The sequence below is a fragment of the Kribbella sp. NPDC051952 genome (assembly GCF_040680855.1).
In the GTDB taxonomy this organism is placed as follows: domain Bacteria; phylum Actinomycetota; class Actinomycetes; order Propionibacteriales; family Kribbellaceae; genus Kribbella.
Genome location: NZ_JBFAXQ010000005.1, coordinates 293,760 through 316,013 on the forward strand (window position 1 = coordinate 293,760; position 22,254 = coordinate 316,013).

The following is a 22,254-nucleotide window of genomic DNA, read 5'->3' on the forward strand; positions in this document are numbered from 1 at the left end:
CGATGGCCCTCATCACGGTGGTCAAGCCGGGAATCCAGACGACCATCCAGGACCTGGCCGGACGACCGGGCCTGTGGGATGTCGGCGTACCCCCGTCCGGTGCGGCGGACGAGCTCAGCTTCGCCCTGGTGAATGCCGCGGTCGGTAATCCAGCAAGCGCGGCCGGGCTCGAGTGCGTGGTCGCCGGACCGGTCCTGACCTGCGACGAGGACCGACTGATCTGCGTCGGTGGCGCTGTCAACAATGCGACGATCAGCAATGCGACAACCGACAATGGGACGGTCAACGACGCGACGGTCAACAACGCGACGATCGACAACAGGACGATCAAAGGCTGGCGCGTCCGCCCCGGAGCGGTGGTTCGGCTTCCAGCCGGCTTCGTCCTCGATCTCGGCCCACTCGACGGACCGGGCCTGCGCGGGTACCTGGCGATCGAAGGCGGGCTCGACGTTCCGCCGGTGCTGGGTAGCCGCTCGACCTTCGTGCTCGGCGGATTCGGCGGGTACGGCGGCCGTCCGCTCGCCGCGGGTGATCAGCTCCCACTGGGTCGCCGGGAGAACCTACTGACTCCGCTCTCGGTCGAGCTCCCGACGATCTCCGACACCTGGCAGCTCCGCGTCATACCCGGACCGCATGGTGCACCCGATCACCTGACCGCCGAGGGTGTCGACGAGTTCTTTGCCAACAAGTGGATTGTCGACCATCGATCCGACCGCACCGGGGTCAGGCTGACCGGGCCGGTGCCGGGCTGGGCCAGGAGCGACGGTGGCGAGGCCGGCCTGCATCCGTCCAACGTGCACGACTCCGCGTATCCGGTCGGCGGCATCATGCTGTCCGGCGATACCCCGGTCATCGTCGGCAAGGACGGGCCGTCGCTCGGCGGCTTCGTCGTACCGGCTGTGGTGATCGAGGCGGACCGCTGGATGCTCGGGCAGTTGCGGGCCGGGGACAACGTCACGTTGGTCCCGGTCTCGGTCGAGACGGCGGCCGCGGCGATCGAGGAGCGACGTACCTGGCTGTCCGACCTGCGCCAGCCACCGACCCCACCGGTCGCGGTCATCGCGGCCTCGGCGCGTCCGGAGGTACTGCATCAGTCCGACGGCACACCGCCGTACACGATCCGTTGTGCCGGCGAACGGCACCTGCTGGTCGAGGCCGGTCCGGCCGAGCTCGACCTCACTGTCCGGGTCTGGATCCACCTGCTCGCGCAGGCGTTGCGCGCGCATCGGCCGGACGGGGTGACCGAGATCGTGGAGGGCGTGCGATCGATGCTGATCGCGGTCGACTCCGCGCGACTCGGGTTGGTCGAGCTGGCCGAGCAGCTTGCGTTCCTGGCCGCCGGGCTGGCAGACCCGGAGACCGTGGTGCTGCCGGCGCGCGAGGTGACATTGCCGATCGCCTTCGATCATCCGGAAGCACACGAGGCGATGCGCCGGTACGCGACATCGGTCCGGCCGGATGCGCCGTGGTGCCCGGACAACGTGGAGTTCATCCGCCGGGTCAACGATCTACGGCATCGCGACGAGGTGTTCGAGATCGTGCAGCAGGCGACGTACCTGGTGGTCGGTCTCGGCGACGTCTACCTCGGCGCACCGGTCGCCGTACCGATCGATCCACGGCATCGGCTCGTCACGACGAAGTACAACCCGGCCCGGACCTGGACGCCGCAGAACGCGGTCGGGATCGGTGGCATCTATCTGTGCGTGTATGGCATGGAGGGCCCAGGTGGGTACCAGTTGGTGGGGCGGACCGTGCCGGTCTGGCGGCTCGCTCCCGGCGATGAGCAGCCGTGGTTGCTCCGCCAGTTCGACCTGATCAGATTCACTCCGGTGAGCGCGGAACAGCTCGCTCATGAGCGGGCCGAGATCGCGGCCGGACGGGCGGACCTCCGGGTCGGCCCGGCCACGTTCTCGATTGCCGACGTACGCCGGATCGAGCAGGAGGCACCTGTGGATATCGCAACTGTCCGGGCGAAACGCCGCGCCGCCTTCGACGCGGAACGGGCGAGGTGGGGCGCGTGAACAACGTCTGGATCAGCAAGGTGGACGCGGTCGAGTCCCGGCCCGGGCCGTTGCGTGGGCTCACGATGGCGCTCAAGGACAACATCGATCTCGCCGGGGTGCCGACGACGGCCGGCGATCCGCGCAACTCCGAGCCGGCGACGCAGAACGCGTTCGTGGTCGAGCAACTGATCGCGGCCGGCGCAGTGCCGCTGGGCAAGACCAACCTGGACCAGTACGCGACCGGTCTCGTCGGCACGCGATCGCCGTACGGCGTGTGTCACTCGGTCTTCTCGTCGGAGCACGTGTCGGGCGGATCGAGTTCGGGCAGTGCGGTCGCGGTGGCGAGTGGAGAGGTCGACTTCGCGCTCGGCACCGACACGGCTGGGAGCGGTCGGGTGCCGGTTGCCTTCAATCGGATTGTCGGCATTAAACCGTCGCGCGGACTCGTCTCGGCCCGCGGCGTGGTCCCGGCGTGCCGGTCGCTCGACTGCGTGACGGTGATGGCGCGAACGGTTCGTACGGCGCGCCTGGCCTTCGACGTGATGGTCGCCTTCGACCCGGAAGATGTGTGGTCGCGGCGGTATGAGTCGCTGCCGCACCACCGACCGGGTCGCAGCCCCGGGAGTCCGGCGGTGATCGGCGTACCCGATCTGGGGTTGGATCTCGATCCGCTGCACGAAGAGGCATGGCAGCAGACGCTGGATCAGGCGCATCGCCTCGGCGACGTCGTGAAGGTCGACGTACGACCGTTGCTGGAGGCAGCGGAGTTGCTGTACTCCGGGCCATGGCTAGCCGAACGCTGGTTGGCGTTCGGGGACAAGCTGGACGACTCGCCCGCGGTGGATCCGACCGTACGAACGATCGTCCGGGCAGGTGCTGCGCTCACTGCGGCCGAGGCGTTCGCCGGTTTCGATCGGCTGGCGGCGTTGGCGCGGGCGAGCGAGCACCTGTGGACCCAGCTCGACGCCCTGCTGCTCCCGGTGACGCCGGGCCAACCGACGCTCGCGGAAGTGGCTGCCGACCCGATCGGCGCGAACAGCCGACTCGGACGCTTCACGAACATGGTCAATCTGCTCGATCTCTGCGCCGTCGCGTTCCCCGGGCCGGATCGGTCCGATGGATTGCCGTTCGGCGTTCAGTTGCTGGCGCCCGCGGGCCACGACCGGGTGGTGATCGACCTCGCCGCGTTGTGGTGCGGCGAGGACGACGTACTGCTGGCGGTTGCGGGTGCGCATCTGACCGGACAGCCGTTGAACGACGAGCTGGTACGGCGAGGAGGCCGACTCGTCCACGCTGCCCGGACGGCCTCGTCGTACCGGATGTATCTGGTCGACGGACCGCGGCCGGGGCTGACGCCGACTGGGTCGGGTGATCCGGGTCCGGGGATAGAGGTCGAGGTGTGGAGCCTGCCGACGGGCGAGCTCGGCTCGTTCTTGTCGACAATCGCGCCGCCGTTGGCGATCGGACCGGTGGAGTTGTCGGACGGTCGGCGGATCCTCGGGTTCGTGTGCACGGCCGAAGCTGCGGACCCGGCGCGCGACATCACGTCGTACGGCGGATGGCGCGCGTACCTGAACCGGGAGGAGCGGCTGCCCTAGGCTTGGGCGGCATGAGTGTGACCGCCGCCGAACAGAGTGTCCTGGACCGTATCGACGAAGACCTGCTCGTGCGGGTCACCGTGGAGTTGTTGCAGGCTCGCGGTCAGAATCCGCCCGGGGACGAGGCCGCGACCGTCGCGGCTCTGGGCGGATTCGCGCGGGGGCTCGGTCTGGATGTTGCTACGACTGTGGTCGAGCCGGGGCGGGAGAATCTCACCGCGACGTTGGCCGGGGGCAACGGTCCGGGATTGTTGCTGCTCGGGCATACCGACGTCGTGCCGGTTGGAGATGGATGGACGACGGATCCGTTCGGCGGGGAGGTCAAGGACGGGCGGATCTACGGGCGTGGCGCCTCCGATATGAAGGGTGGGCTGGCGGCCGCGTTGGTGGCGCTCGCAGCTCTGCGCGGAGCTCGGTTGAGTGGTCCGGTTGAGCTGGCGGCTGTGGTCGACGAAGAGGAGACCGGGAAGGGGATTCGCGCGTACGTTGCGGAGGCCGGGCGGTCGTTCGTCGGGTGCATCACCGCGGAACCTACCGATTTGCAGACAATCATCGCGGCTCGGGGCGACTCCTATCTGCGGGTTGCTGTGCACGGGCGCGCTTGTCACGCGGGCAATCCGGCTGATGGTGCGAACGCGATTTATGGCGCGGCCGCGGTGGTCGCTGAGATCGAACGGCTGCACGGTGAGTTGGCCGCCGATCCGCATCCGTTGCTTGGGCCGGCGACGTGGAGTGTGGGTCAGATCAACGGTGGTACGGGCGGTTCGATCGTGCCGGCCGAGTGCGTGGTGGTGGCTGATCGTCGGCTGCTTCCTGGTGAGTCGCCGGCTGTGGTTCTGGATGATTTGCGCGCGCGGGTTGTTGGGTTGGGGTTGGACGGGCGGGATCTGACCGTCGATCTGGATATGCCGATGGAGATGCCTGCCTTCGAGACTGCGGCCGATGCTGAGCTCGTCCGGGTCACCGAGGCGGCCCGGATTGATGCCGGTGGCCCCGATCTTCCGCTCGGCGGGTGGACTGCGGCTTGCGACGGTGGGTATGTCGCCCGCGATCTCGGCGTACCGGTCGTCGTTCTCGGGCCGGGCTCGGTGACGTCCCAGGCCCACCGAGCGGACGAATCGGTCTCAATCGCCGAACTCGTGACGGCCGCCCGCGCCTACACCCTCACCGCGTTACGACTGCTCAGCTAGTCGAGCTGCTCGGCTCATCGGATTGCGACGGCTCGACGGGTCGCGACGGCTTGTCGGGGAGGGCGGCGGCGAGGAGTTCGGCCAGGTGCTGGGCTCGGCGTGGGGTGCCGTGGGCTATTTGGGTGCGGCAGCTGAAGCCGTCGGCCAGTACGGCGGTTGCTTCGGACAACGATCGTACGGCGGGGAGCAGTACGCGTTCACCGACCGCCTTCGAGACCTCGTAGTGGTCGCGCTCGAAGCCGAAGTTGCCGGCCAGACCGCAGCACCCGGAGTCCGGGATCGTCGCGTCGATGCCCGCCGCCGACATCAACCGGCGGTCGGCGTCGAAGCCGAGGACAGCGTGCTGGTGGCAGTGGGTCTGGACCAGCGCCTGTCCCCCGACCTGCGGCGGTTCCCAGCCGGACTCGACCAGGAACTCGGAGAACGTCCGCGTCGCCTTCGCAGCCTGGTCAACGAGAGGATTGTCGGCAATCAGATCAGGCGCATCGTGCCGAAGGGCCGCCGTACAACTCGGTTCGAGGCCGATAATCGGCGTACCGGCGGCTAGGTGTGGCGCGAGCACTTCGAGCGATCGGTTCAGGACCCGGCGGGCTCTCGTCAGCTGTCCGGTGGAGATCCAGGTCAGCCCGCAGCACACCGGTTTGTCCGGAAGCACGACCTCATAACCGGCAGTCTCGAGGACCTCGACCGCGGCCCGACCGATCTCCGGCGCGAGGTGATTGGTGAAGGTATCCGGCCACAACACCACCTTGGTCCCTCCCGGCGGTCGACCTTCTCGGGCCGCGAACCACGAGGTGAAGGTCTGCTGTGCGAACGCCGGGACCTCTCGCTCGGCCGCGATCCCACCGAGGCGTTTGGTCAGGCGCAGCCGGGCGAAGCGATTAGCCAACCGGGGTATCGGCTTCGCGAGCCGTGCCCAGAGCGGGAGCCACCCCATCGACCAGTGCGACAGAGGACGCGCCCACGGCCGCCGCGCGTAGTGGTGATGAGTGAACTCGGACTTGTACGTCGCCATGTCCACATTCACCGGGCAATCGGACAGACATCCCTTGCAGGACAGGCAAAGATCCAACCCATCGCGTACTTCGGTCGACCGCCAACCGTCCTCGATCACATCGCCTTGCAGCATCTCCCAGAGCAGATGCGCGCGGCCGCGGGTGGAGTGCAGTTCCTCGCGGGTGACCTGATAGCTCGGGCACATCACGCCGCCCGAGGTCTGCCGGCACTTCCCGATCCCCACACATCGGCGCTGCGCCTCGGCGAAGTCGTTGCCGTCATCGGGATACGAGAAGATTGTCAGCAATCGACGATCCTTCGCCGGACCGTCGTGCCGGATCGCGAGATCCAGCGGCGGTGGGTCGACGATCATGCCCGGGTTCATCACGCCGGCCGGATCCCAGATCTGCTTCAGCTCGGAGAACAGCCGCAGTCCGTCGGCGCCGTACATCCGCGCGAGCAACTCCGAGCGCGCCCGCCCATCGCCATGCTCACCGGAGACCGATCCGCCCAAGCTGACCACGAGCTCCGTGGCCTGCTCGACGAACTCCCGGTACGTCGCAATTCCGCGAGTACTCAGCAGATCGAAGTCGATCCGCATGTGCATGCAGCCCTCACCGAAGTGCCCGTACGACGCCCCGGACAAGCCATGCCGACCAAGCAGCTCGTCGAGCCCACGCAGGTAATCACCCAGACGCTCCGGCGGTACGGCGGCGTCCTCCCAACCACCCCAAGCCTCAGCCCCATCCGCCCGCCGAGTCGCCAACCCCGCAGCATCCGTCCGACACCGCCACAACACTCCCTGGGCCCCCGCATCAGTAACCAACGAAGCCGTCACCCCCGCCCCCAGCCGGCGCGACCCGCTCACGCCGGACGCAGCTGACGAGGCGGAGCTGAATGAGGTTGAACCGGATGAGGTTGAACCGGATGAGGTTGAACCGGATGAGGTTGAACCGGATGAGGTTGAACCGGATGAGGTTGAACCGGATGAGGTTGAACTGGGTGAGGTTGAAGAGGTTGGGCTGGGTGTGGTGAAGGTGGCAGTTGAAGAAGGTGGGGTGGTTGTGAGTGAGGTGGTTGTGAGTGAGGTGGTTGTGGGTGAGGTGGTTGTGGGTGAGGTGGAGGTGCCGAGGTCGTCGAGCAGGGCTCGGGCGGTGCGGGCGGCCTGTACTTCGTTGTCGGCGCCGATCTCGATCAGCAGCCAGGACTTGCCGGCCGGTAGTCCGGCACGGACCGCGGCATCGCGGACCTCCGCCGGCAGCCGCTCAACCAGATCGCTGTTGATGGACTCCATCGTCAACGGATGATGCCGCAGCACAACAGGCACACAATCCGCCGCGGCAATCGAGTCCCCGAACCCAAGAACGCACAGAACCTTTGCCTTAGGCAACTCACTCAACCGAACGGTCGCCCGCATTGTCGCCGCAAGCCCACCTTCACTCCCAGCCAGCAGCGCAGCAACGTTGTACCCATACTCCGGCAACAACCGCTGCAGCCCATACCCCGAGATCTGCCGACTGAACTGCCCGAACCTCCGCCGGATCAACAACTCATTCCGATCCATAAACCCCTGCAACGCCCGATGAACCTCCCCCTCGCGCCCCGGCCGCGCCGCAAAACCGGCCCGATAAGCCTCCAGACCCACGTCGCTCGGCCCGGTCCCGGTCGACGAGATCGAGACGCGACCGACATCGCCCCGGCCGGCGCCTGCGCCCGCGCCCGCGTCGATCCCACCATCGAGCGTCATCCGGGTGCCGTCGGCAAGGACTGCATCGATGGAGAGCAGATTGTCAGCCGTAGTACCCCAAGCCACCGAATGCGCCCCACACGCATTGTTGGCAATCATCCCGCCAAGCGTCGCCCGGCTCCCCGACGACGGATCCGCCCCGAACGCCAACCCGTACGGCTTCGCCGCAGCCAGCAAATGAGTCAGTACGACGCCAGGCTCGACCACCGCCGTCCGCGCCTCCGGATCGATCTCGAGAATCCGGTTCACATGCCGCGACGCGTCGATGACGACTCCACCGATCGCGTTGCCGGCCATCGACGTACCCCCACCGCGCAGCACCACCGGCGCCCCGGCAGCCGCCGTCAACGTGACCGCCGTCGCCAGGTCTTCAGCATCGGCCGGTACGACGACCAGATCCGGGACCGCGCGATAGTTCGAACCATCGGCCGCGTACAGCGCCCGCGTCCGCCGATCGTCCGCCACGACGCCCCGGATTTCCCGGCGCAAATCGGTCGCCAACCGCGCGACGTCGTACGCCGGACCCGGGACGCCGTCGTACGCGGGACCCGGGACGCCGTCGTACCCGAGACCTCGACCCGGCGACGGATCGATTCTTCCGGCGGCAGGATTGTCTGGGGTTAGCATTGTCGACAATCTACCGATTTGAGCGCCGGTCAGCCAGGAGGACGGATGGTCACAGTAGGGCTGCTTTACCCCGGACACAGCGCGGAGGACGATTACCCGGCGCTCGAGGCGCGGCTCGACGGCTCCATCCGATTGCCCGTCGTGATCACGTCGGTCGGTGAGGACGCGCACCGGGTAGATGCACTCCTGGACCTCGGCCGGGCCGAGCGGCTCGCCGAGGGTGCGGCCGAACTCGCCGCGGCCGAGCCGGATGCGGTGATGTGGGCCTGCACGTCGGGGAGTTTCGTGTTCGGGCACGAGGGGGCGCGTACGCAGGCGTCCGGGGTCGCGCAGGCGCTCGGCGTACCGGCTTCATCGACGTCGATCGCGTTCGTCGACGCCTGCCGGACACTTGGCGTACGGCGGGTCGCGGTAGCGGCGTCGTACCCGGAGGATGTGGCGCAGCACTTCGTCCGGTTCCTGACCGGCGGCGGACTCGAGGTGGTGTCGATGGGGAGCCACGGGATCATCACCGCGGCCGAGGTCGGCACGCTCGCGCCGGAGCGGGTGATCGAGATGGTGAAGGCGGCTGACCACCCGGACGCGGAGGCGATCCTGGTGCCGGATACGGCCATGCACACGCTCGAGATTGTCGACGATCTCGAGGCGGCGATCGGCAAGCCCGTGCTGACCGCGAACCAGGTGACGGTGTGGAAGGGCCTCGATTTGCTAGGCGCCGTACCGTCTCTGCCAAACTTGGGCACTCTGTTTTCAGCTAGGGGGACGCACCCGTGACCAGTTACATCGAGCCGTTGGCGCAGGAGTCGACGCCGAGCATCATCGCCGACAAGCTTCGCCAGGCGATCGCCCATGGTGAGCTCAAGCCGGGCGCGCAGCTCGGCGAGGCGGAGCTCGCGCGCCAACTCGGTGTCAGTCGCGGGCCGCTCCGCGAGGGCATGCAACGGCTCACCCAGGAAGGTCTGCTGGTCTCGATCCGCAACCGCGGGCTGTTCGTGATCGACATGACGAAGGACGAGATCCGCGACATGTACCTGGCCCGTGGCGCGATCGAGCGCGCCGCCGCACAGAAGATCGTCGCGGGTGACCACGAGGCGGCCGGCGAGGAGCTGCACGGTCTGGTGCGCAAGATGAGCGACGCAGAGGGCGACCCGGCCGCGGTCGGCGAGATCGACATCGCCTTCCACGAACTCCTGGTCCACCTGGCCAACAGCTCACGCCTCAGCCGCATCCACCGGACGCTCATCACCGAGACCCGCATGTGCATCCACGCCCTGGAAGCCACCTACTCCGGCGCCGAAGCCCGAGTCACCGAACACCAACACATAGCCGAAGCCATCGCCGCCGGCGACCACCTCCTCGCCGACGACCTCCTCGTAGCCCACATGGACGACGCCATAACCCGCCTAACCACCCGCTAATCCCCAACCCGAATCCCGCACCGCAGTGGGCTTAGGAAATGGAGGCGAGGACGGGTACGCGGGGCCACGTCTACCCCGCGACCGCGAACCACACGTGCTAACCACCTGCTAGGTCCGAAGTGGTCGGCGTTCTAGGTGGCTATGCCTATGTATTTGGTTTCTAGGAATTCTTCTATGCCGGTGCGGCCGCCTTCTCGGCCTAGGCCGGATTGTTTGGTGCCGCCGAAGGGGGCGGCGGGGTTGGAGACGACGCCCTGGTTGAGGCCGACCATGCCGGTGTCGATGGACTCGGCCACGCGGAGCGCGCGGCGAAGATCGTTGGTGAAGACGTAGGCAACCAGCCCGTACTCGGTGTCGTTGGCCGCCGCGATCACCTCCTCCTCCGTGCCGAACGACGTCAGCGGCGCAACCGGCCCGAAGATCTCCTGATCCGCCATCGCGGCCTCCCGCGGTACGCCGGTCAGCACCGTCGGCGGGTAGAAGTAACCGTTGCCCCCAGCAACCTCTCCCCCGGTGAGCACCCTCGCGCCCCGCGCCACCGCGTCAACAACCAGACTGTCGACTTTCGACAATCCGGCCTCGTCGATCAGCGGCCCGACCTTCACCCCCGGCTCGGTCCCCCGCCCCACCATCAGCGCGGACATCTTCTCCGCCAGCCGCCGCCCGAACTCGTCGATCACCGACGACTGCACGAAGATCCGGTTGGCTGCCGTACACGCCTCGCCCATGTTGCGCATCTTGGCCGCGATCGCCCCATCGACGGCCTCATCCAGATCGGCGTCCTCGAACACGATGAACGGCGCGTTCCCACCCAACTCGAGCGACGTACGCAGAACCTTCTCCGCGCACTGCTCCAGCAGCACCCGCCCAACCCGCGTCGACCCGGTGAACGACAGCTTCCGCGCCAGCCCGGACCGGATCAGCGGCTCCATCACCCCGCCCGCGTCCATCGCGGTCACGCAATTGACCGCACCGGCAGGTACCCCGGCCTCCGCAAGGATCCCCATCAGCGCCAGCATCGACAGCGGGGTCTGGTGCGCGGGCTTGATGACGCTCGTACACCCAGCCGCGATCGCCGGGCCGAGCTTGCGCGTGCCCATCGCCATCGGGAAGTTCCACGGGGTGATCAGCAAGCAGGGCCCGACCGGCTGCTTCGTGATCAGGAAGCGCGCATTCCCGGCCGGCGCGGTCTGATACCCACCATCGATCCGGACCGCTTCGCTCGCGAAGTGCCGGAAGAACTCGGCCGCGTAGACAATCTCGCCCCGCGCCTCGGCGAGCGGCTTGCCCATCTCCAGCGTCATCAGCAGGGCGAGCTCATCGGCCCGCTCCAGCAGCAGTTCGTACGCCGAGGTCAGCATGTCGGCGCGTTCCCGCGGCGACGTCTTCGCGAACGCCGGTTGCGCAGCGACCGCAGCCTCCAAGGCGGCCCGCCCGTCGGCCGGCGTCGCATCAGCGACCGAACACAGCACCTTGCCGGTGGACGGATCGACCACGTCGAACGTCGTACCGCCCTCCGCATCGACCCATTTCCCGTCAATGAAGAGCCGCTTCTCCACCGCGTCAACCACCCTGCGCTCGCTGCTACGCCCATCCGAAGGCTCGCTACTGCGCCCATTCGAAGGCTCGCTGCTGCGCCCGTTCAGAGGCTCGTTGCTGCGCTTACTCAGAGGCTCGTTCTGCTCGGTCATCTGCACCCCTTCACCGGCCCGGAGACGTGAGATACGCTGATTGTCGACAATCTACCAGTCAACAATCTGGAGGGAAGTCCGTGGCCGAGCTCTCGCAGGTCCTCAAGCAAGCGACCGGAGTCGTCGCCGCCCGCGGCGAGGGCGTCCTGCTGTACGACGAGGACGACCGCCGCTACCTCGACTTCACCGCCGGGATCGGTGTCACCTCGACCGGCCACTGCCACCCCCGGGTGGTCGCCGCCGCGCAGGAGCAGGTCGGCAAGCTCATCCACGCGCAGTACACGACCGTGATGCACCGGCCGCTGCTGACGCTGGTCGAGCGACTCGGCGAGGTACTCCCCCAGCAACTCGACCGGATGTTCTTCGCAAACTCCGGCAGCGAGGCGATCGAGGCCGCACTCCGCCTCAGCCGCCAAGCGACCGGTCGCCCGAACGTGATCGTGTTCCACGGCGGTTTCCACGGGCGGACCATCGCCGCCGCGTCGATGACGACGTCCGGAACGAAGTTCCGGTCCGGGTTCAGCCCGTTGATGGCCGGCGTACATGTGTCGCCCTTCCCGGATCCCGGGCACTTCGGCTGGCCGGTTGAGCAGGCGACTGACTTCGCGTTGAGCCAGCTCGACTATGTGCTGCAGACGTTGAGTACGCCGGCTGACACGGCCGCGTTCTTCGTCGAGCCGGTGCTGGGCGAGGGTGGATACGTGCCGGCGAACGAGCGGTTCTTCGCCGGACTGCGGGAACGTGCCGACGAGCACGGGATCCTGCTCGTGGTGGACGAGGTGCAGACCGGGTTCGGGCGGACCGGGAAGTTCTGGGGCGGGGACCACTTCGGGTCGCAGCCGGACATCCTCGTCACCGCGAAGGGCCTGGCGTCGGGCTTCCCGTTGTCAGGAATCGCTGCGTCGTCGGCGTTGATGGAGAAGGCCTGGCCGGGATCGCAGGGCGGAACGTACGGCGCGAACGCGGTCGCGTGCGCGGCTGCGCTGGCGACGCTCGACGTGATCCAGGACGAAGGCTTGGTGCAGAACTCGGCCGAGCGTGGTGCGCAGCTCAAGCAGTCGCTGCAGTTGGTCGCGGACAAGCATGAGCAGATCACCGACGTACGCGGGCTTGGATTGATGATCGGCAACGAGTTCCGGGACGCGGATGGGAAGCCCGATCCGGTGACGGCGGCCGCGGTACAGCAGGAGGCGGCGAGGAGGGGTCTCCTCCTGTTGACCTGCGGCGCCTGGAGTCAGGTAGTCCGCTTCATCCCCGCCCTCGTCGTCACCCCCGAGGAGATCGACGAAGCAGCCGACATCTGGTCCGACGCGGTAACCGCAATCACCAGCTGATGAGCCCAGAGCCCTCAACGTTGGGCAACCAGCTCGGCGGACGCCGGTAGGCCGTTGACCTTCGGGTCGTCGCCGGCACGCCGTGACTCTCGGGTCGATGCGGGTACGTCGTGACCCTCGGGGCGGGACCCCGTGGGTTGCGAGGATGCTGGGGTGACTCGTCGACTGTTGCTGCATTCCGGTTCGGTGCTTGATGTTTCGTCTGGTGAGGTGCGGGCGGCGGACGTTGTGCTGGTCGACGATCGGATTGTTGACATCGGGACCGGGTTGGATGGGGACGGGGGGATCGACTGTTCGGGTGGATTGTTGCTGCCTGGGTTGATCGACTGTCACACGCACGTGTGTACGGCGGAGACTCGGCGGGATCCGTTTGGATTGCCGCGGTCGGTACGGCCGTTGTCCGCCGTACCCGTTTTGCGCACGTTGTTGAGCCTTGGCGTCACGACCGTTCGGGATGCGTGGGGTGCGGATGCGGGCGTGCGACTGGCGGTGGAGAAGGGTTGGATCGACGGGCCGGAGGTGCTGGTCAGCCTGCGGCAGGTCGGTACGACGGGAGCCATCGGCGACCTGTGGTCACCGCGTACCGGGCCGATCGACTTCTTCGACGATCCTTCGATGCCGGATCCGATCTTCAACGGCGCGGACGGGGCGCGAACCGTCGTACGGCGAATGGTCCGTGCCGGGGCCGATTGGATCAAGGTCACGGCGACTGGGTCGATGGCGATCGGGACCGGCGTACACGATCTGCAGTTGACGTTCGACGAGTTGAGCGCGCTGGTGGACGAGGCTCGGCGGCGGGGTGATCGGCGGGTGATGGTGCACGCGCACGGGGCCAGGGCGATCGAACTCGCGGCGCGCGCTGGGGCGGCGAGTGTGGAGCATGGGACTTATCTGGACGAGGCCGCGGCTGGGGCAATGGCGGAGGCTGGGACGTGGCTCGTGCCGACGTTATCGGTCTCGCAATCGGATCCGGAGAGTGTGCCGGATGGGGCGGCCGAGGCTCATCGGGAGTCGATGCGGATCGCGATCGACGCCGGGGTGCAGATCGCGATGGGGACTGACAATCCGGTCCGCCCGCATACCGAGGTTCTGTGGGAGCTCAAGCATCTCGCGGCTGCGGGACTGGGCGACGCCGGGGCGTTGCGGGCGGCAACTATCGACGCTGCCCGGCTCCTGCGGCTGGATGACGACCGCGGCGAGATCGCGGTTGGAAAGCGCGGCGATCTCGTACTCCTCGCGGGCACCGACCTGGATTGCGCGTCCCTGGAGCACCGCATCCGCAAGGTCTTCTGCAACGGCCGCCAGGTGCGTTGATTGCGCGCGATCTCGTGCACCACGGACGTGGGTGAAGGCCAGCCGTCTGGTGCGTTGATTGCGACGTGGGTGAAGGCCAGCCGTCTGGTGCATTGATTGCAGCGTGATGCATGCAAGTCGTCGGGGTCGTTGACTCTGACACTGTGTCAGGTCGTAGACCGGCGGCATGATGACAACGGCGATGGAGATTGCGGGACGGATTCGGGCCGGGCAGGTGACGTCGCGCGAGGTTACTGAGGACTTGCTCGCGCGGATCGCAGCCGACGATCGGGTGAACGCGGTGGTCGAGACCCGGGCGGAGTATGCCCTCCAGGCAGCAGACGCCGCCGACGCCGCCCTCGCAACCGCAAGGCGCACAAGAGCGGGCGCCTCGGGGGCGACGGGTGCGGGCGCGACCGGCGGGAACCGGTTTGGGGCGGGCGCGACCGGCGGGGACGGGGTTAGGGCGGGCTCGGCAGGCGGGGACGGGTCTCGAGCGGGCTCGGCCGGCGGGGGTGGGTTTGGGGGGTTGTTTGGGGTGCCTGTGACGGTTAAGGAGTGTTTCAACGTTGCGGGGATGCGGACTACCTGGGGGAATCCGGAGTGGGCCTCGTATGTCGCGGAGCGGGATGCGCGCGTGGTGGAGCGGCTTGGTCGGGCGGGCGCGATTGTTGTTGGCAAGAGCAATGTTCACAACATGCTGGCGGACTTTGGGCAGACGTCGAACGAGATCTATGGGCGGACGAACAATCCCGCGGATCTCAGTCGCACGCCGGGTGGGTCGAGTGGTGGCGGGGCGGCTGCGTTGGCGGCGGGGTTGAGTTACCTGGAGTACGGGTCGGATCTGGCTGGGTCGATTCGGCTGCCGGCTGCGTACTGCGGTGTGTACGGGCTCAAACCGACGACCGGGCTGGTGCCGATGGACGGGTTCCAGGTACCCGGCCCGCCGGAACTGCCGAACGAGTTTCCGAACGTGTCGACAATCGGACCACTCGCACGATCGGCAGCTGATCTGCGGACCGCGCTACGGGCGACGGCCGGACCAGAAGCGCCGTACTCATGGGCGCTCAGCCCGTCGCGGCGGGAGCGGCTCGCGGACTTCCGGGTCGGGGTCGTTGCCGATCATCCGGCCGCAGCGGTGTCGAGTGAGGTCGGCGACGTACTGTCCGACACGATCGACCGCCTGGCCCGGAGCGGCGCGAAGATCGTCGAGGGCTGGCCAGATGGCGTCGATCCGGTCGATCAGGCCGAGGCGTTCGGCGCGCAGGTCGAGTTGTTCTTCGCACTGCAGGGCGGCTCGCCGTCGTCGGCGACCCTTGCCGAGGTGATCGAGGAGGAGCGTCGGCGGATGGCCGCGCGGATGAGGTGGCAGCGGTACTTCGAGGACGTCGACGTCTTCCTCTGTCCAACCAGCTTCACCGCGGCGTTCCCGCACGATGATCGGCCGTTCGAGGAGCGGACGATCACGACGTCGTACGGCGAGCAGCGGTACGACGCCCAGGTGTTCTGGATCTCGCACGCCTCTCTGACCGGGAATCCCGCGCTCAGCATGCCGATCGGACAGACGCCGGATGGACTGCCCGTCGGTGCTCAGGTGATCGGACCGTGGCACGAGGACGACACCGCTATCACCTTCGCCGAGCTCTTGGCTGGTTGACTACAAGTCGGACGGGAGGTGCGGATTGTTTGCAATAGGAGAGTTTGCACGGCATGGGCGGGTGTCGGTGCGGATGTTGCGGCACTACGACGCCATCGGGCTGCTGCGACCGGCGTACGTCGATGGGGCGACCGGCTATCGCAGTTACACCGCGGGCCAGCTCGCGGACCTCAACCGGATTGTGGCGCTGAAGGATCTGGGGTTCTCGCTCGAGCAGGTTCGGACGATGATCGTGGACGAGATCAGTCCGGCTGAGCTGCGCGCATTGTTGACAATCAGACGTGCCGAACTCGAGACGACCGTCGCGGAGAGCCATGCACGACTTGCCCAGGTCGAGTCCCGTTTGCGAGGCATCGAGAGCGAGCGGCCCGCGGTCGACGTGGTGATCAAAGAACTACCAGCAGTCCGCCTCGTCGGGCTGACCACCACGGCTGACAGTTTCACCCCAGAGGACATCACCCCAGTCATCCGTCCTCTCTGCGCCGAGCTCGGACGTCGGCTCCCCGACGCCACAGTCCGACCAGCCGGACACCTAACCTGCCTGTACGCACGCTCCCCGCAAACCGCACGATCCCCGGCGGGCGAGGATGAGGTTGTGTTGTGGGCTACGGTTCCGGCGGCGGTTGATGCTGGGGGCAACCTTAATGGGCTTGAGGTTATTGATCTGCCGGCTATGAGGGCTGCGACTCTGGTGCATCGCGGGTCGATCGAGCAGGTTCTGCCCGCGTGGCAGGCGCTGGCTCGCTGGATCGATGACAACGGTTATCGGTCCAGCGAGCCCGCACGCGAGCTCTACCTCGACTGCCCAGACAACCCGGCCGACTGGGTCACCGAGCTCCAAGAACCCATCAACTAGCCCGAGCCATCAGCCAGTGGATCAGGCCTTGGCGGCAGCCGGCTCCAGGGCTACCGGGGGTGGGGCGCCTTCAGTGCCGGGGGTGGTGGTGCCGTTGAGGGGACAGCGGGTGGTTTCGGGCACCTTGATCAACGCGATGGCGCCGATGATGCAGGCGGCCATCATGTAGTACGCCGGCGTGAGAGCGTTGCCCGTCTTGGCGGTGAGCCAGTCGTTGACGGCCGGCGCCGTACCGCCGAACAGGGACGTCGACACGTTGTAGGCAATCGCGAATCCGGCGTACCGGACGTGGGTCGGGAACATCGCCGGGAACGTGGCCGAGATGGTCGCCAGCTGCGGTACGTAGAGCAGGCCGAGGACGGCGAAGCCGACGATCGCGCCGAGCATGTTCGTCCCCATCAGCAGGAACATCGGCGTACCGAAGACGAACAGGCCGGCCAGCGAGACCCACCACAACGGCTTGCGGCCGACGCGATCCGAGATCCGGCCGGCGAACGGCAGGAAGACCATCATTGTCAACATTCCGATGATTGGCACGATCAGGGACTGATCCGAGCTCAGTCCGATCTCGCTCTCGAGGTACGTCGGCATGTACGTGAGCAGGGTGTAGTTGACGACGTTCAGCGCGACGACCATGCCGCCGAGCCGCAGGATCGGCCGCCAGTAACCGGCGAGCAGGTCCTTGAACTGTGTCGCCGTCTGCTCCTCCTTCTGCCCCTTCGCCTCGAGCTCGCGGAAGATCGGCGTGTCCTCGAGCCGCGAACGCAGGTAGACACCGACCAGCCCGAGCGGCGCGGCGACCAGGAACGGCAGGCGCCAGCCCCACGAGTGCATCTGATCGTCGCCGAGCACGAGCGAGAAGCCCAGCATCAGCAGCGCACCGGCGGAGAACCCGGCCAGCGTCCCGAACTCCAGGAAGCTGCCCAGGAACCCACGCTTGCGGCTCGGCGCGTACTCAGCCATGAAGGTCGCGGCACCGCCGTACTCACCACCGGTGGAGAAGCCCTGGACCATCCGCAGCAGGACCAGCAGGATCGGCGCCCAGAGCCCGATCGAGTGGTACGACGGCACGAGGCCGGCGCACAGGGTCGCGCCGGACATCATCAGGATCGTGATCGCCAGTACGTGCTTGCGGCCGAGCCGGTCGCCGAGCGGACCCCAGACCAGACCGCCGAGCGGGCGGACCAGGAACGAGACGGCGAACGTCATCAGGGCGAGCAGAGTCGCGCTCTCGGTGTCGCCCGGGAAGATCGCGGCCGAGATGTAGGTCACGCCGTACGCGTAGATGCCGTAGTCGAACCACTCGGTCGCGTTGCCGATCGCGGACGCGGCGATCGCCTTCTTCAGCACACCTGGGGGCGGCTCGGTGTCGATTGATGGCCTGGTCTCGGCGTCCACGGGGGTACCTCCTGTCGGCTGACGGCGTCCCCACCGTGCCCAAACTGTGCACTGAGCACACGCCGAACTGTCGGATCGTACTTTTGTTGACAATCCGAAGGTTAACCATGTGCATTCGTGAACAGCAAGCGCTGACTGACGGTCAGTGCAACTTCCCAGTGAGTTGCTTACTTCGCCCGACGGGACCTGAGGTTCCCGCTGGGACTCGAGGTCCGCGGCGGGACGAGACGCGTCGGCCGTGGGACGCGAGGCCGCGGTGGGACGCGCGGTCGACGGTGGGACGCGAGGTCGTGGGGTCGGCGGTGGGGCGTGGGGTCGAGGGTGGGGCGCGCGGCGGCTGGGCTAGCTACTTCTTGGCGAGGGAGGCTAGGCCGGCGGTTATTACGGCTATGCCGAACTCGAAGCGTTCGTCGCCGGTGGCGCCGGAGGTCAGGGCGGGGGCCAGGGCGACCGTGATGGGGAAGCGGTCCGCAGGCAGTGAGTTGAAGAAGGTGCGGAGTTCGCCGACGTACCGCTCGACGTCCGCCTCACTCCAGCCGGACGCACCCTGGACACTCTCCTCGAACGCGATCGCGGTGACGTAGAGCGGGATCAGGTCGACAGCCCACGCGGCCGCCTGATCCGGCAGGTTGCCGGCCTTGAGCAGGGTAAGGATCCACTCGGTGCTGAGCAGCGCCCGCTCCCCCAGCGGCACGTTGCCGATCGCCGCCCGCGCGACACCTGGATTGGCCCGCATCACGCGCAGCATCTCGCGCATGGCGTCCTTCAGTTGCTCCTGCCAGCGGTCCGGATCGGCGTGCCCCGGGATGTTCATCTGCTCCGCTGCGCGATCGACGAGGAGCTGGTCGAGCTCCTTCTTGTTCGCGACGTGCGCGTACAGCGAGGCCGGACCGGTGCCGAGGTCCTGGGCGATCTTCCGCATCGAGACCGCGTCGTACCCGTGGTCGACCATCAGCCGCATCGCCGAGTCGACGATCCGCTCCCGGGTGAGCGGTTCCTTCGGCGTACGCACGGGTTTCGCGGGACTGATCGGCTGCCACGGCGACGGGGTCATGCCCACCACTGTAGCGAACACCGTACTTGACAGGAACACTGTTCGCACGTAGAACAGTGTTCGTCAACGAACATCGTTCGCCAAGCAACAAGCCGCACGCAACAGCCGCAAATCGTTCAGCACCCACGCCACCCAGCGCCAAGCCCGTCATCGAGGAGTTCCGATGAGCACCACCACCTCCACCGAGAGCACCACTGCAGCAGCAACCCCAGCCAAGACCCCGTACCGGTGGCGCTGGATCGTCCTCGCGACCGTGCTGATCGCCGAGATCATGGATCTTGTCGACGCGACGATCGTCAACATCGCCGCCCCCTCGATCCGGGCCGAGCTCGGCGGGTCGGAGTCCGCGATGCAGTGGATGCTGGCCGGCTACACCCTCGCGTTCGCGATCGGCCTGATCAGCTTCGGCCGGCTCGGAGACCTGGTCGGCCGCCGCCGACTGTTCCTGATCGGCGCGGTCGGCTTCACCCTCGCCTCCGCGATCTGCGGATTGTCGACAAGCCCCGAACTGCTGATCGGCAGCCGGGTCGCGCAGGGTCTGCTCGGCGCGGTGATGATCCCGCAGGGGTTCGCGATCCTGAAGGCGGTCTTCCCGGCCGAGGAGATCGGCAAGGCGTTCGCGATGTTCGGCCCGGTGATGGGCCTGTCGGCCGTGGCCGGCCCGATCCTGGCCGGCGTACTGATCGATGCGAACTGGTTCGACGCCGGCTGGCGGATGATTTTCTTCATCAATGTCCCGATCGGCATCGCAGCCCTGATCGGCGCACTCCGGTTCATGCCTGAGGTGAAGACCCCCGGAGCATCCCGGCTCGACGCGCCAGGCGTGATCCTGGTCAGCCTGGCCTCCGGTCTGCTGATCTACCCGCTGGTCCAGGGCCGCGAGCTCGACTGGCCGGTGTGGACCATCCTGATGATGATCGCGTCGATCCCCACGTTCGCCCTGTTCGGTTGGCGCGAGCGCCGCTCCGGCAATCCGGTCATCGACCCGTCCCTGTTCCGCAGCCGCGGGTACGTCGCGGGTCTCGCAGTGATCACCACCTTCTTCCTGGCGATGTCCGGTTTCATGCTGGTCTTCAACCTGTTCACCCAGCTCGGTCTGCACTACAGCCCGCTGAAGGCCGGCCTCGCGATGGTGCCGTTCTCACTCGGCATCGCGATCGGCGCACCGCTGTCCGGTGGTCTGCTCGCGCCGAAGCTCGGCCGGAAGGCACTACAGCTGGGCGTCGCGGTGATGACGCTGGCGATGGCCGCGGTCTGGTTCACCCTGCACACGTACGGCAATGCCACCACGATCTGGAACCTGGTCCCGGCGACGCTCGGCACCGGAATCGGCGCCGGACTGGTCTTCGCCCCGCTGTTCGACATCATCCTGGCGTCGATCGATGACAAGGCCGCCGGCTCGGCGTCCGGCGTACTGACCGCGATGCAGCAGTTCGGCGGCGCGATCGGGGTCGCGGTCATCGGCACGATCTTCTTCCAGCTGCTGCCGGCGCACGCGTTCCTCGGCGCCACCAAGACGACCGTCCTGGTCGCGATCGGGATGTTCGTGATCAGCCTCGCGGTCACCTGGTTCCTGCCCAAGCAGGCCCGCGAAGGAGCCCAAGCACACTGACCCAAGCGCACTGGCACAAGCGCATTGACGCCCCTCATGCCCGGATCCGGGCATGACGAAGCCCTCGGCACCACCTGGTGCCGAGGGCTTCGGAGTACTACCGGGCCGGACTCAGTTGAACGAGTCGCCGCAGGCGCAGGAGCCGGTCGCGTTCGGGTTGTCGATCGTGAAGCCCTGCTTCTCGATCGTGTCCACGAAGTCGATCGACGCACCCTTGAGGTACGGCGCGCTCATCCGGTCGGTGACGACACTCACACCACCGAAGTCGGCGACCACGTCGCCGTCGAGCTGACGCTCGTCGAAGAACAGCTGGTACCGCAGGCCGGAGCAACCGCCCGGCTGCACGGCAACCCGCAGCGCGAGGTCCTCGCGGCCTTCCTGCTCGAGCAGCGCCTTCACCTTGGCGGCGGCCCCGTCGCTGAGGAGAACACCCGTGGCGACGGCCTGCTCGGTCTGCGCTTCAGTCATTCCTGACTCCAGTCATCTCTTGAGCGCGTAGCTGCGGTGGGCGTGCACCTACGCGCGGAAAGTCCGCTGTCAGTTCGAACCAACACGTGCTGATCCAGAACCATTCCCATGGTCGCACACCAATTTCCAGGATCAACTACCCGTCTCGGGCCCGTCTCAGTCCTGTTCAGCGCGCCCAGGTCCGGGCGACACGCTCCGCGACCGCGGCCAGCGACCCATGCGGGTCGGCGAAGGCGCGCTCCTCCCCCACCAGGTCGACCAGCGAGTACGCCGATTCCACGCCCATCGTCCGCATCTCCCGGGACCCGATCTGGACCTTCCCGGCCAGTACGACGCACGGCCGCATCGCGTCGTTCGCGACCTTCGCGACGCCCGCGATCACCTTGCCGTCGCGGGACTGGAAGTCGAACGCACCCTCGCCGCTGAGCACGAGATCGACCCGGGACGCCTTCTCCTTCAGGTCGGTCAGCTCGGCGACGAGGTCGATCCCGGACACCCGCTCGGCACCGAGCAGCAACAGCGCGTAACCGAGACCACCTGCCGCGCCCGCGCCCTTCTTGTCCGCGGTCTTCCGGTCGGCCAGCTCGGCGAAGTGCGTCAGCCACCCGTCGACGACAGGCTTGCGGTCGTCCTCGATCCCCTTCTGCTTGCCGAACACGCTGGTCGCACCGCGCAGCCCGAGCATCGGGTTCTCCACGTCACTCGCCGCGACGAACTCGATCCCGGCCATCCGCTCCTGCGCCGGCGTCAGATCCACACCGGTCAGCTCCGCGAGCCCGGTCGCGCCGGCATCCAGCTGCCCACCGGTCGCGGTCGCTCCGAGCGCGGCCAGCAGTCCGGCGCCCGCATCGTTCGTACCCGATCCGCCGAGGCCGAGAATGATCCGCTTCGCACCCGCATCCACCGCGGCCGCGATCAGCTGACCCACGCCGTACGTCGTCGCGTCCTCGGGCCGGCGCTCCTTCGGTTCCACCAGGTGCAACCCGCACGCCTGCGCGGTCTCGACGTACGCCGTTTCGCCCGCCAGCAGGACCGTCGCCGGGGTCTCGTCGCCGAGCGGGCCGCGGACGGTGACCGAGAGCAGGGTGCCGTCGACGACTGCGGACAGTACGTCGATGAAGCCGGGGCCGCCGTCGGCCATCGGCGCGACCAGCACCTCCGCGTCCGGATCCCGTCGCCGCCAGCCCTCCTCGATCGCCGCGGCCGCCTCGACGGCCGTCAACGTGCCCGCGAACTTGTCTGGCGCAATCAGCACTCGCATGGGCACATCCTCTCGTACGGTTCGCGTTGACGTGTCCGCGAGTCAACAGTT

At 67.5% G+C, this 22,254-nt stretch carries 16 protein-coding genes; 10 read left to right on the forward strand and 6 right to left on the reverse strand.

What is annotated here, in order from left to right; translation table 11 throughout:
* Window positions 1-2 precede the first annotated feature (2 nt).
* From AB0L70_RS12835 to AB0L70_RS12845, 3 genes are read left to right on the forward strand one after another with little or no spacing between them, the layout of a single operon-like run.
* Entirely contained in the window at window positions 3-2,021 is a 2,019-nt protein-coding gene (locus AB0L70_RS12835) for a 5-oxoprolinase/urea amidolyase family protein (protein ID WP_363683210.1), read from the forward strand.
* Complete coding sequence (locus tag AB0L70_RS12840) at window positions 2,018-3,601, forward strand: allophanate hydrolase (RefSeq protein WP_363683212.1); 1,584 nt, start codon at window positions 2,018-2,020, stop codon at window positions 3,599-3,601. The genes AB0L70_RS12835 and AB0L70_RS12840 overlap by 4 nt, the downstream gene beginning before the upstream one ends.
* A gap of 11 nt (window positions 3,602-3,612) precedes the next feature.
* The gene (locus AB0L70_RS12845) at window positions 3,613-4,791 is read left to right on the forward strand and encodes a M20 family metallopeptidase (protein ID WP_363683214.1); all 1,179 of its coding nucleotides are present in this window, start codon (window positions 3,613-3,615) and stop codon (window positions 4,789-4,791) included.
* On the opposite strand, the gene AB0L70_RS12850 is transcribed toward AB0L70_RS12845, so the two are convergent.
* Complete coding sequence (locus AB0L70_RS12850; protein WP_363683216.1) at window positions 4,784-8,161, reverse strand: FAD-linked oxidase C-terminal domain-containing protein; 3,378 nt, start codon at window positions 8,159-8,161, stop codon at window positions 4,784-4,786. The genes AB0L70_RS12845 and AB0L70_RS12850 overlap by 8 nt on opposite strands.
* A 45-nt stretch (window positions 8,162-8,206) precedes the next feature.
* Between AB0L70_RS12850 and AB0L70_RS12855 the strand changes: the two genes are divergently transcribed.
* Together AB0L70_RS12855 and AB0L70_RS12860 are read left to right on the forward strand one after the other, a co-directional pair.
* Window positions 8,207-8,935, forward strand: coding sequence for a maleate cis-trans isomerase (locus AB0L70_RS12855; RefSeq protein WP_363683218.1), 729 nt, complete (start codon window positions 8,207-8,209; stop codon window positions 8,933-8,935).
* Window positions 8,932-9,579 carry a GntR family transcriptional regulator gene (locus AB0L70_RS12860; protein ID WP_363683220.1) on the forward strand — a complete coding sequence of 216 codons (648 nt, stop codon included), beginning with the start codon at window positions 8,932-8,934 and terminating at the stop codon, window positions 9,577-9,579. Before AB0L70_RS12855 ends, AB0L70_RS12860 begins: the two co-directional genes overlap by 4 nt.
* Before the next feature lie 131 nt (window positions 9,580-9,710).
* Here the strand turns inward: AB0L70_RS12860 and AB0L70_RS12865 are convergent, their stop codons facing one another.
* On the reverse strand, window positions 9,711-11,150 hold the full coding sequence (locus AB0L70_RS12865) for an NAD-dependent succinate-semialdehyde dehydrogenase (RefSeq protein WP_363683222.1): 1,440 nt from the start codon (window positions 11,148-11,150) through the stop codon (window positions 9,711-9,713).
* A gap of 200 nt (window positions 11,151-11,350) precedes the next feature.
* Here AB0L70_RS12865 and AB0L70_RS12870 point away from each other — a divergent pair, with 200 nt between their 5' ends.
* From AB0L70_RS12870 to AB0L70_RS12885, 4 genes are all read left to right on the forward strand, one after another.
* Window positions 11,351-12,604 (forward strand): aminotransferase class III-fold pyridoxal phosphate-dependent enzyme, encoded by a 1,254-nt coding sequence (locus tag AB0L70_RS12870; RefSeq protein WP_363683224.1) that lies wholly within the window; start codon window positions 11,351-11,353, stop codon window positions 12,602-12,604.
* 153 nt (window positions 12,605-12,757) lie between these two features.
* Window positions 12,758-13,918 carry an amidohydrolase family protein gene (locus tag AB0L70_RS12875; protein ID WP_363683226.1) on the forward strand — a complete coding sequence of 387 codons (1,161 nt, stop codon included), beginning with the start codon at window positions 12,758-12,760 and terminating at the stop codon, window positions 13,916-13,918.
* A gap of 181 nt (window positions 13,919-14,099) precedes the next feature.
* Entirely contained in the window at window positions 14,100-15,554 is a 1,455-nt protein-coding gene (locus AB0L70_RS12880) for an amidase family protein (protein WP_363683401.1), read from the forward strand.
* A 25-nt stretch (window positions 15,555-15,579) separates the two neighbouring features.
* Window positions 15,580-16,410: a MerR family transcriptional regulator gene (locus AB0L70_RS12885; RefSeq protein WP_363683228.1), complete on the forward strand. Its 831-nt coding sequence runs from the start codon at window positions 15,580-15,582 to the stop codon at window positions 16,408-16,410.
* 21 nt (window positions 16,411-16,431) lie between these two features.
* Here AB0L70_RS12885 and AB0L70_RS12890 read toward each other — a convergent pair whose 3' ends face one another.
* Window positions 16,432-17,808 (reverse strand): MFS transporter, encoded by a 1,377-nt coding sequence (locus AB0L70_RS12890; RefSeq protein WP_363683230.1) that lies wholly within the window; start codon window positions 17,806-17,808, stop codon window positions 16,432-16,434.
* 346 nt (window positions 17,809-18,154) lie between these two features.
* The gene (locus AB0L70_RS12895; RefSeq protein ID WP_363683232.1) at window positions 18,155-18,862 is read right to left on the reverse strand and encodes a TetR/AcrR family transcriptional regulator; all 708 of its coding nucleotides are present in this window, start codon (window positions 18,860-18,862) and stop codon (window positions 18,155-18,157) included.
* Between the two features lie 163 nt (window positions 18,863-19,025).
* On the opposite strand from AB0L70_RS12895, the gene AB0L70_RS12900 reads away from it, so the two are divergent.
* Window positions 19,026-20,474, forward strand: a complete 1,449-nt coding sequence (locus AB0L70_RS12900; protein ID WP_363683234.1) for a DHA2 family efflux MFS transporter permease subunit — start codon at window positions 19,026-19,028, stop codon at window positions 20,472-20,474.
* A gap of 111 nt (window positions 20,475-20,585) precedes the next feature.
* Here AB0L70_RS12900 and AB0L70_RS12905 read toward each other — a convergent pair whose 3' ends face one another.
* Complete coding sequence (locus tag AB0L70_RS12905) at window positions 20,586-20,942, reverse strand: iron-sulfur cluster assembly accessory protein (RefSeq protein WP_363683236.1); 357 nt, start codon at window positions 20,940-20,942, stop codon at window positions 20,586-20,588.
* A gap of 166 nt (window positions 20,943-21,108) precedes the next feature.
* The gene (locus AB0L70_RS12910; RefSeq protein ID WP_363683238.1) at window positions 21,109-22,203 is read right to left on the reverse strand and encodes a glycerate kinase; all 1,095 of its coding nucleotides are present in this window, start codon (window positions 22,201-22,203) and stop codon (window positions 21,109-21,111) included.
* Window positions 22,204-22,254 lie beyond the last annotated feature (51 nt).

What these genes read in the sequence shown, in the direction of transcription:
- AB0L70_RS12880 (WP_363683401.1), top strand. Translation starts at nt 14,100, where the DNA reads ATGGAGATTGCGGGACGGATTCGGGCCGGGCAGGTGACGTCGCGCGAG.
- AB0L70_RS12850 (WP_363683216.1), bottom strand. Translation starts at nt 8,161, where the DNA reads ATGCTAACCCCAGACAATCCTGCCGCCGGAAGAATCGATCCGTCGCCG.
- AB0L70_RS12845 (WP_363683214.1), top strand. Translation starts at nt 3,613, where the DNA reads ATGAGTGTGACCGCCGCCGAACAGAGTGTCCTGGACCGTATCGACGAA.
- AB0L70_RS12910 (WP_363683238.1), bottom strand. Translation starts at nt 22,203, where the DNA reads ATGCGAGTGCTGATTGCGCCAGACAAGTTCGCGGGCACGTTGACGGCC.
- AB0L70_RS12900 (WP_363683234.1), top strand. Translation starts at nt 19,026, where the DNA reads ATGAGCACCACCACCTCCACCGAGAGCACCACTGCAGCAGCAACCCCA.
- AB0L70_RS12895 (WP_363683232.1), bottom strand. Translation starts at nt 18,862, where the DNA reads ATGACCCCGTCGCCGTGGCAGCCGATCAGTCCCGCGAAACCCGTGCGT.
- AB0L70_RS12855 (WP_363683218.1), top strand. Translation starts at nt 8,207, where the DNA reads ATGGTCACAGTAGGGCTGCTTTACCCCGGACACAGCGCGGAGGACGAT.
- AB0L70_RS12905 (WP_363683236.1), bottom strand. Translation starts at nt 20,942, where the DNA reads ATGACTGAAGCGCAGACCGAGCAGGCCGTCGCCACGGGTGTTCTCCTC.
- AB0L70_RS12835 (WP_363683210.1), top strand. Translation starts at nt 3, where the DNA reads ATGGCCCTCATCACGGTGGTCAAGCCGGGAATCCAGACGACCATCCAG.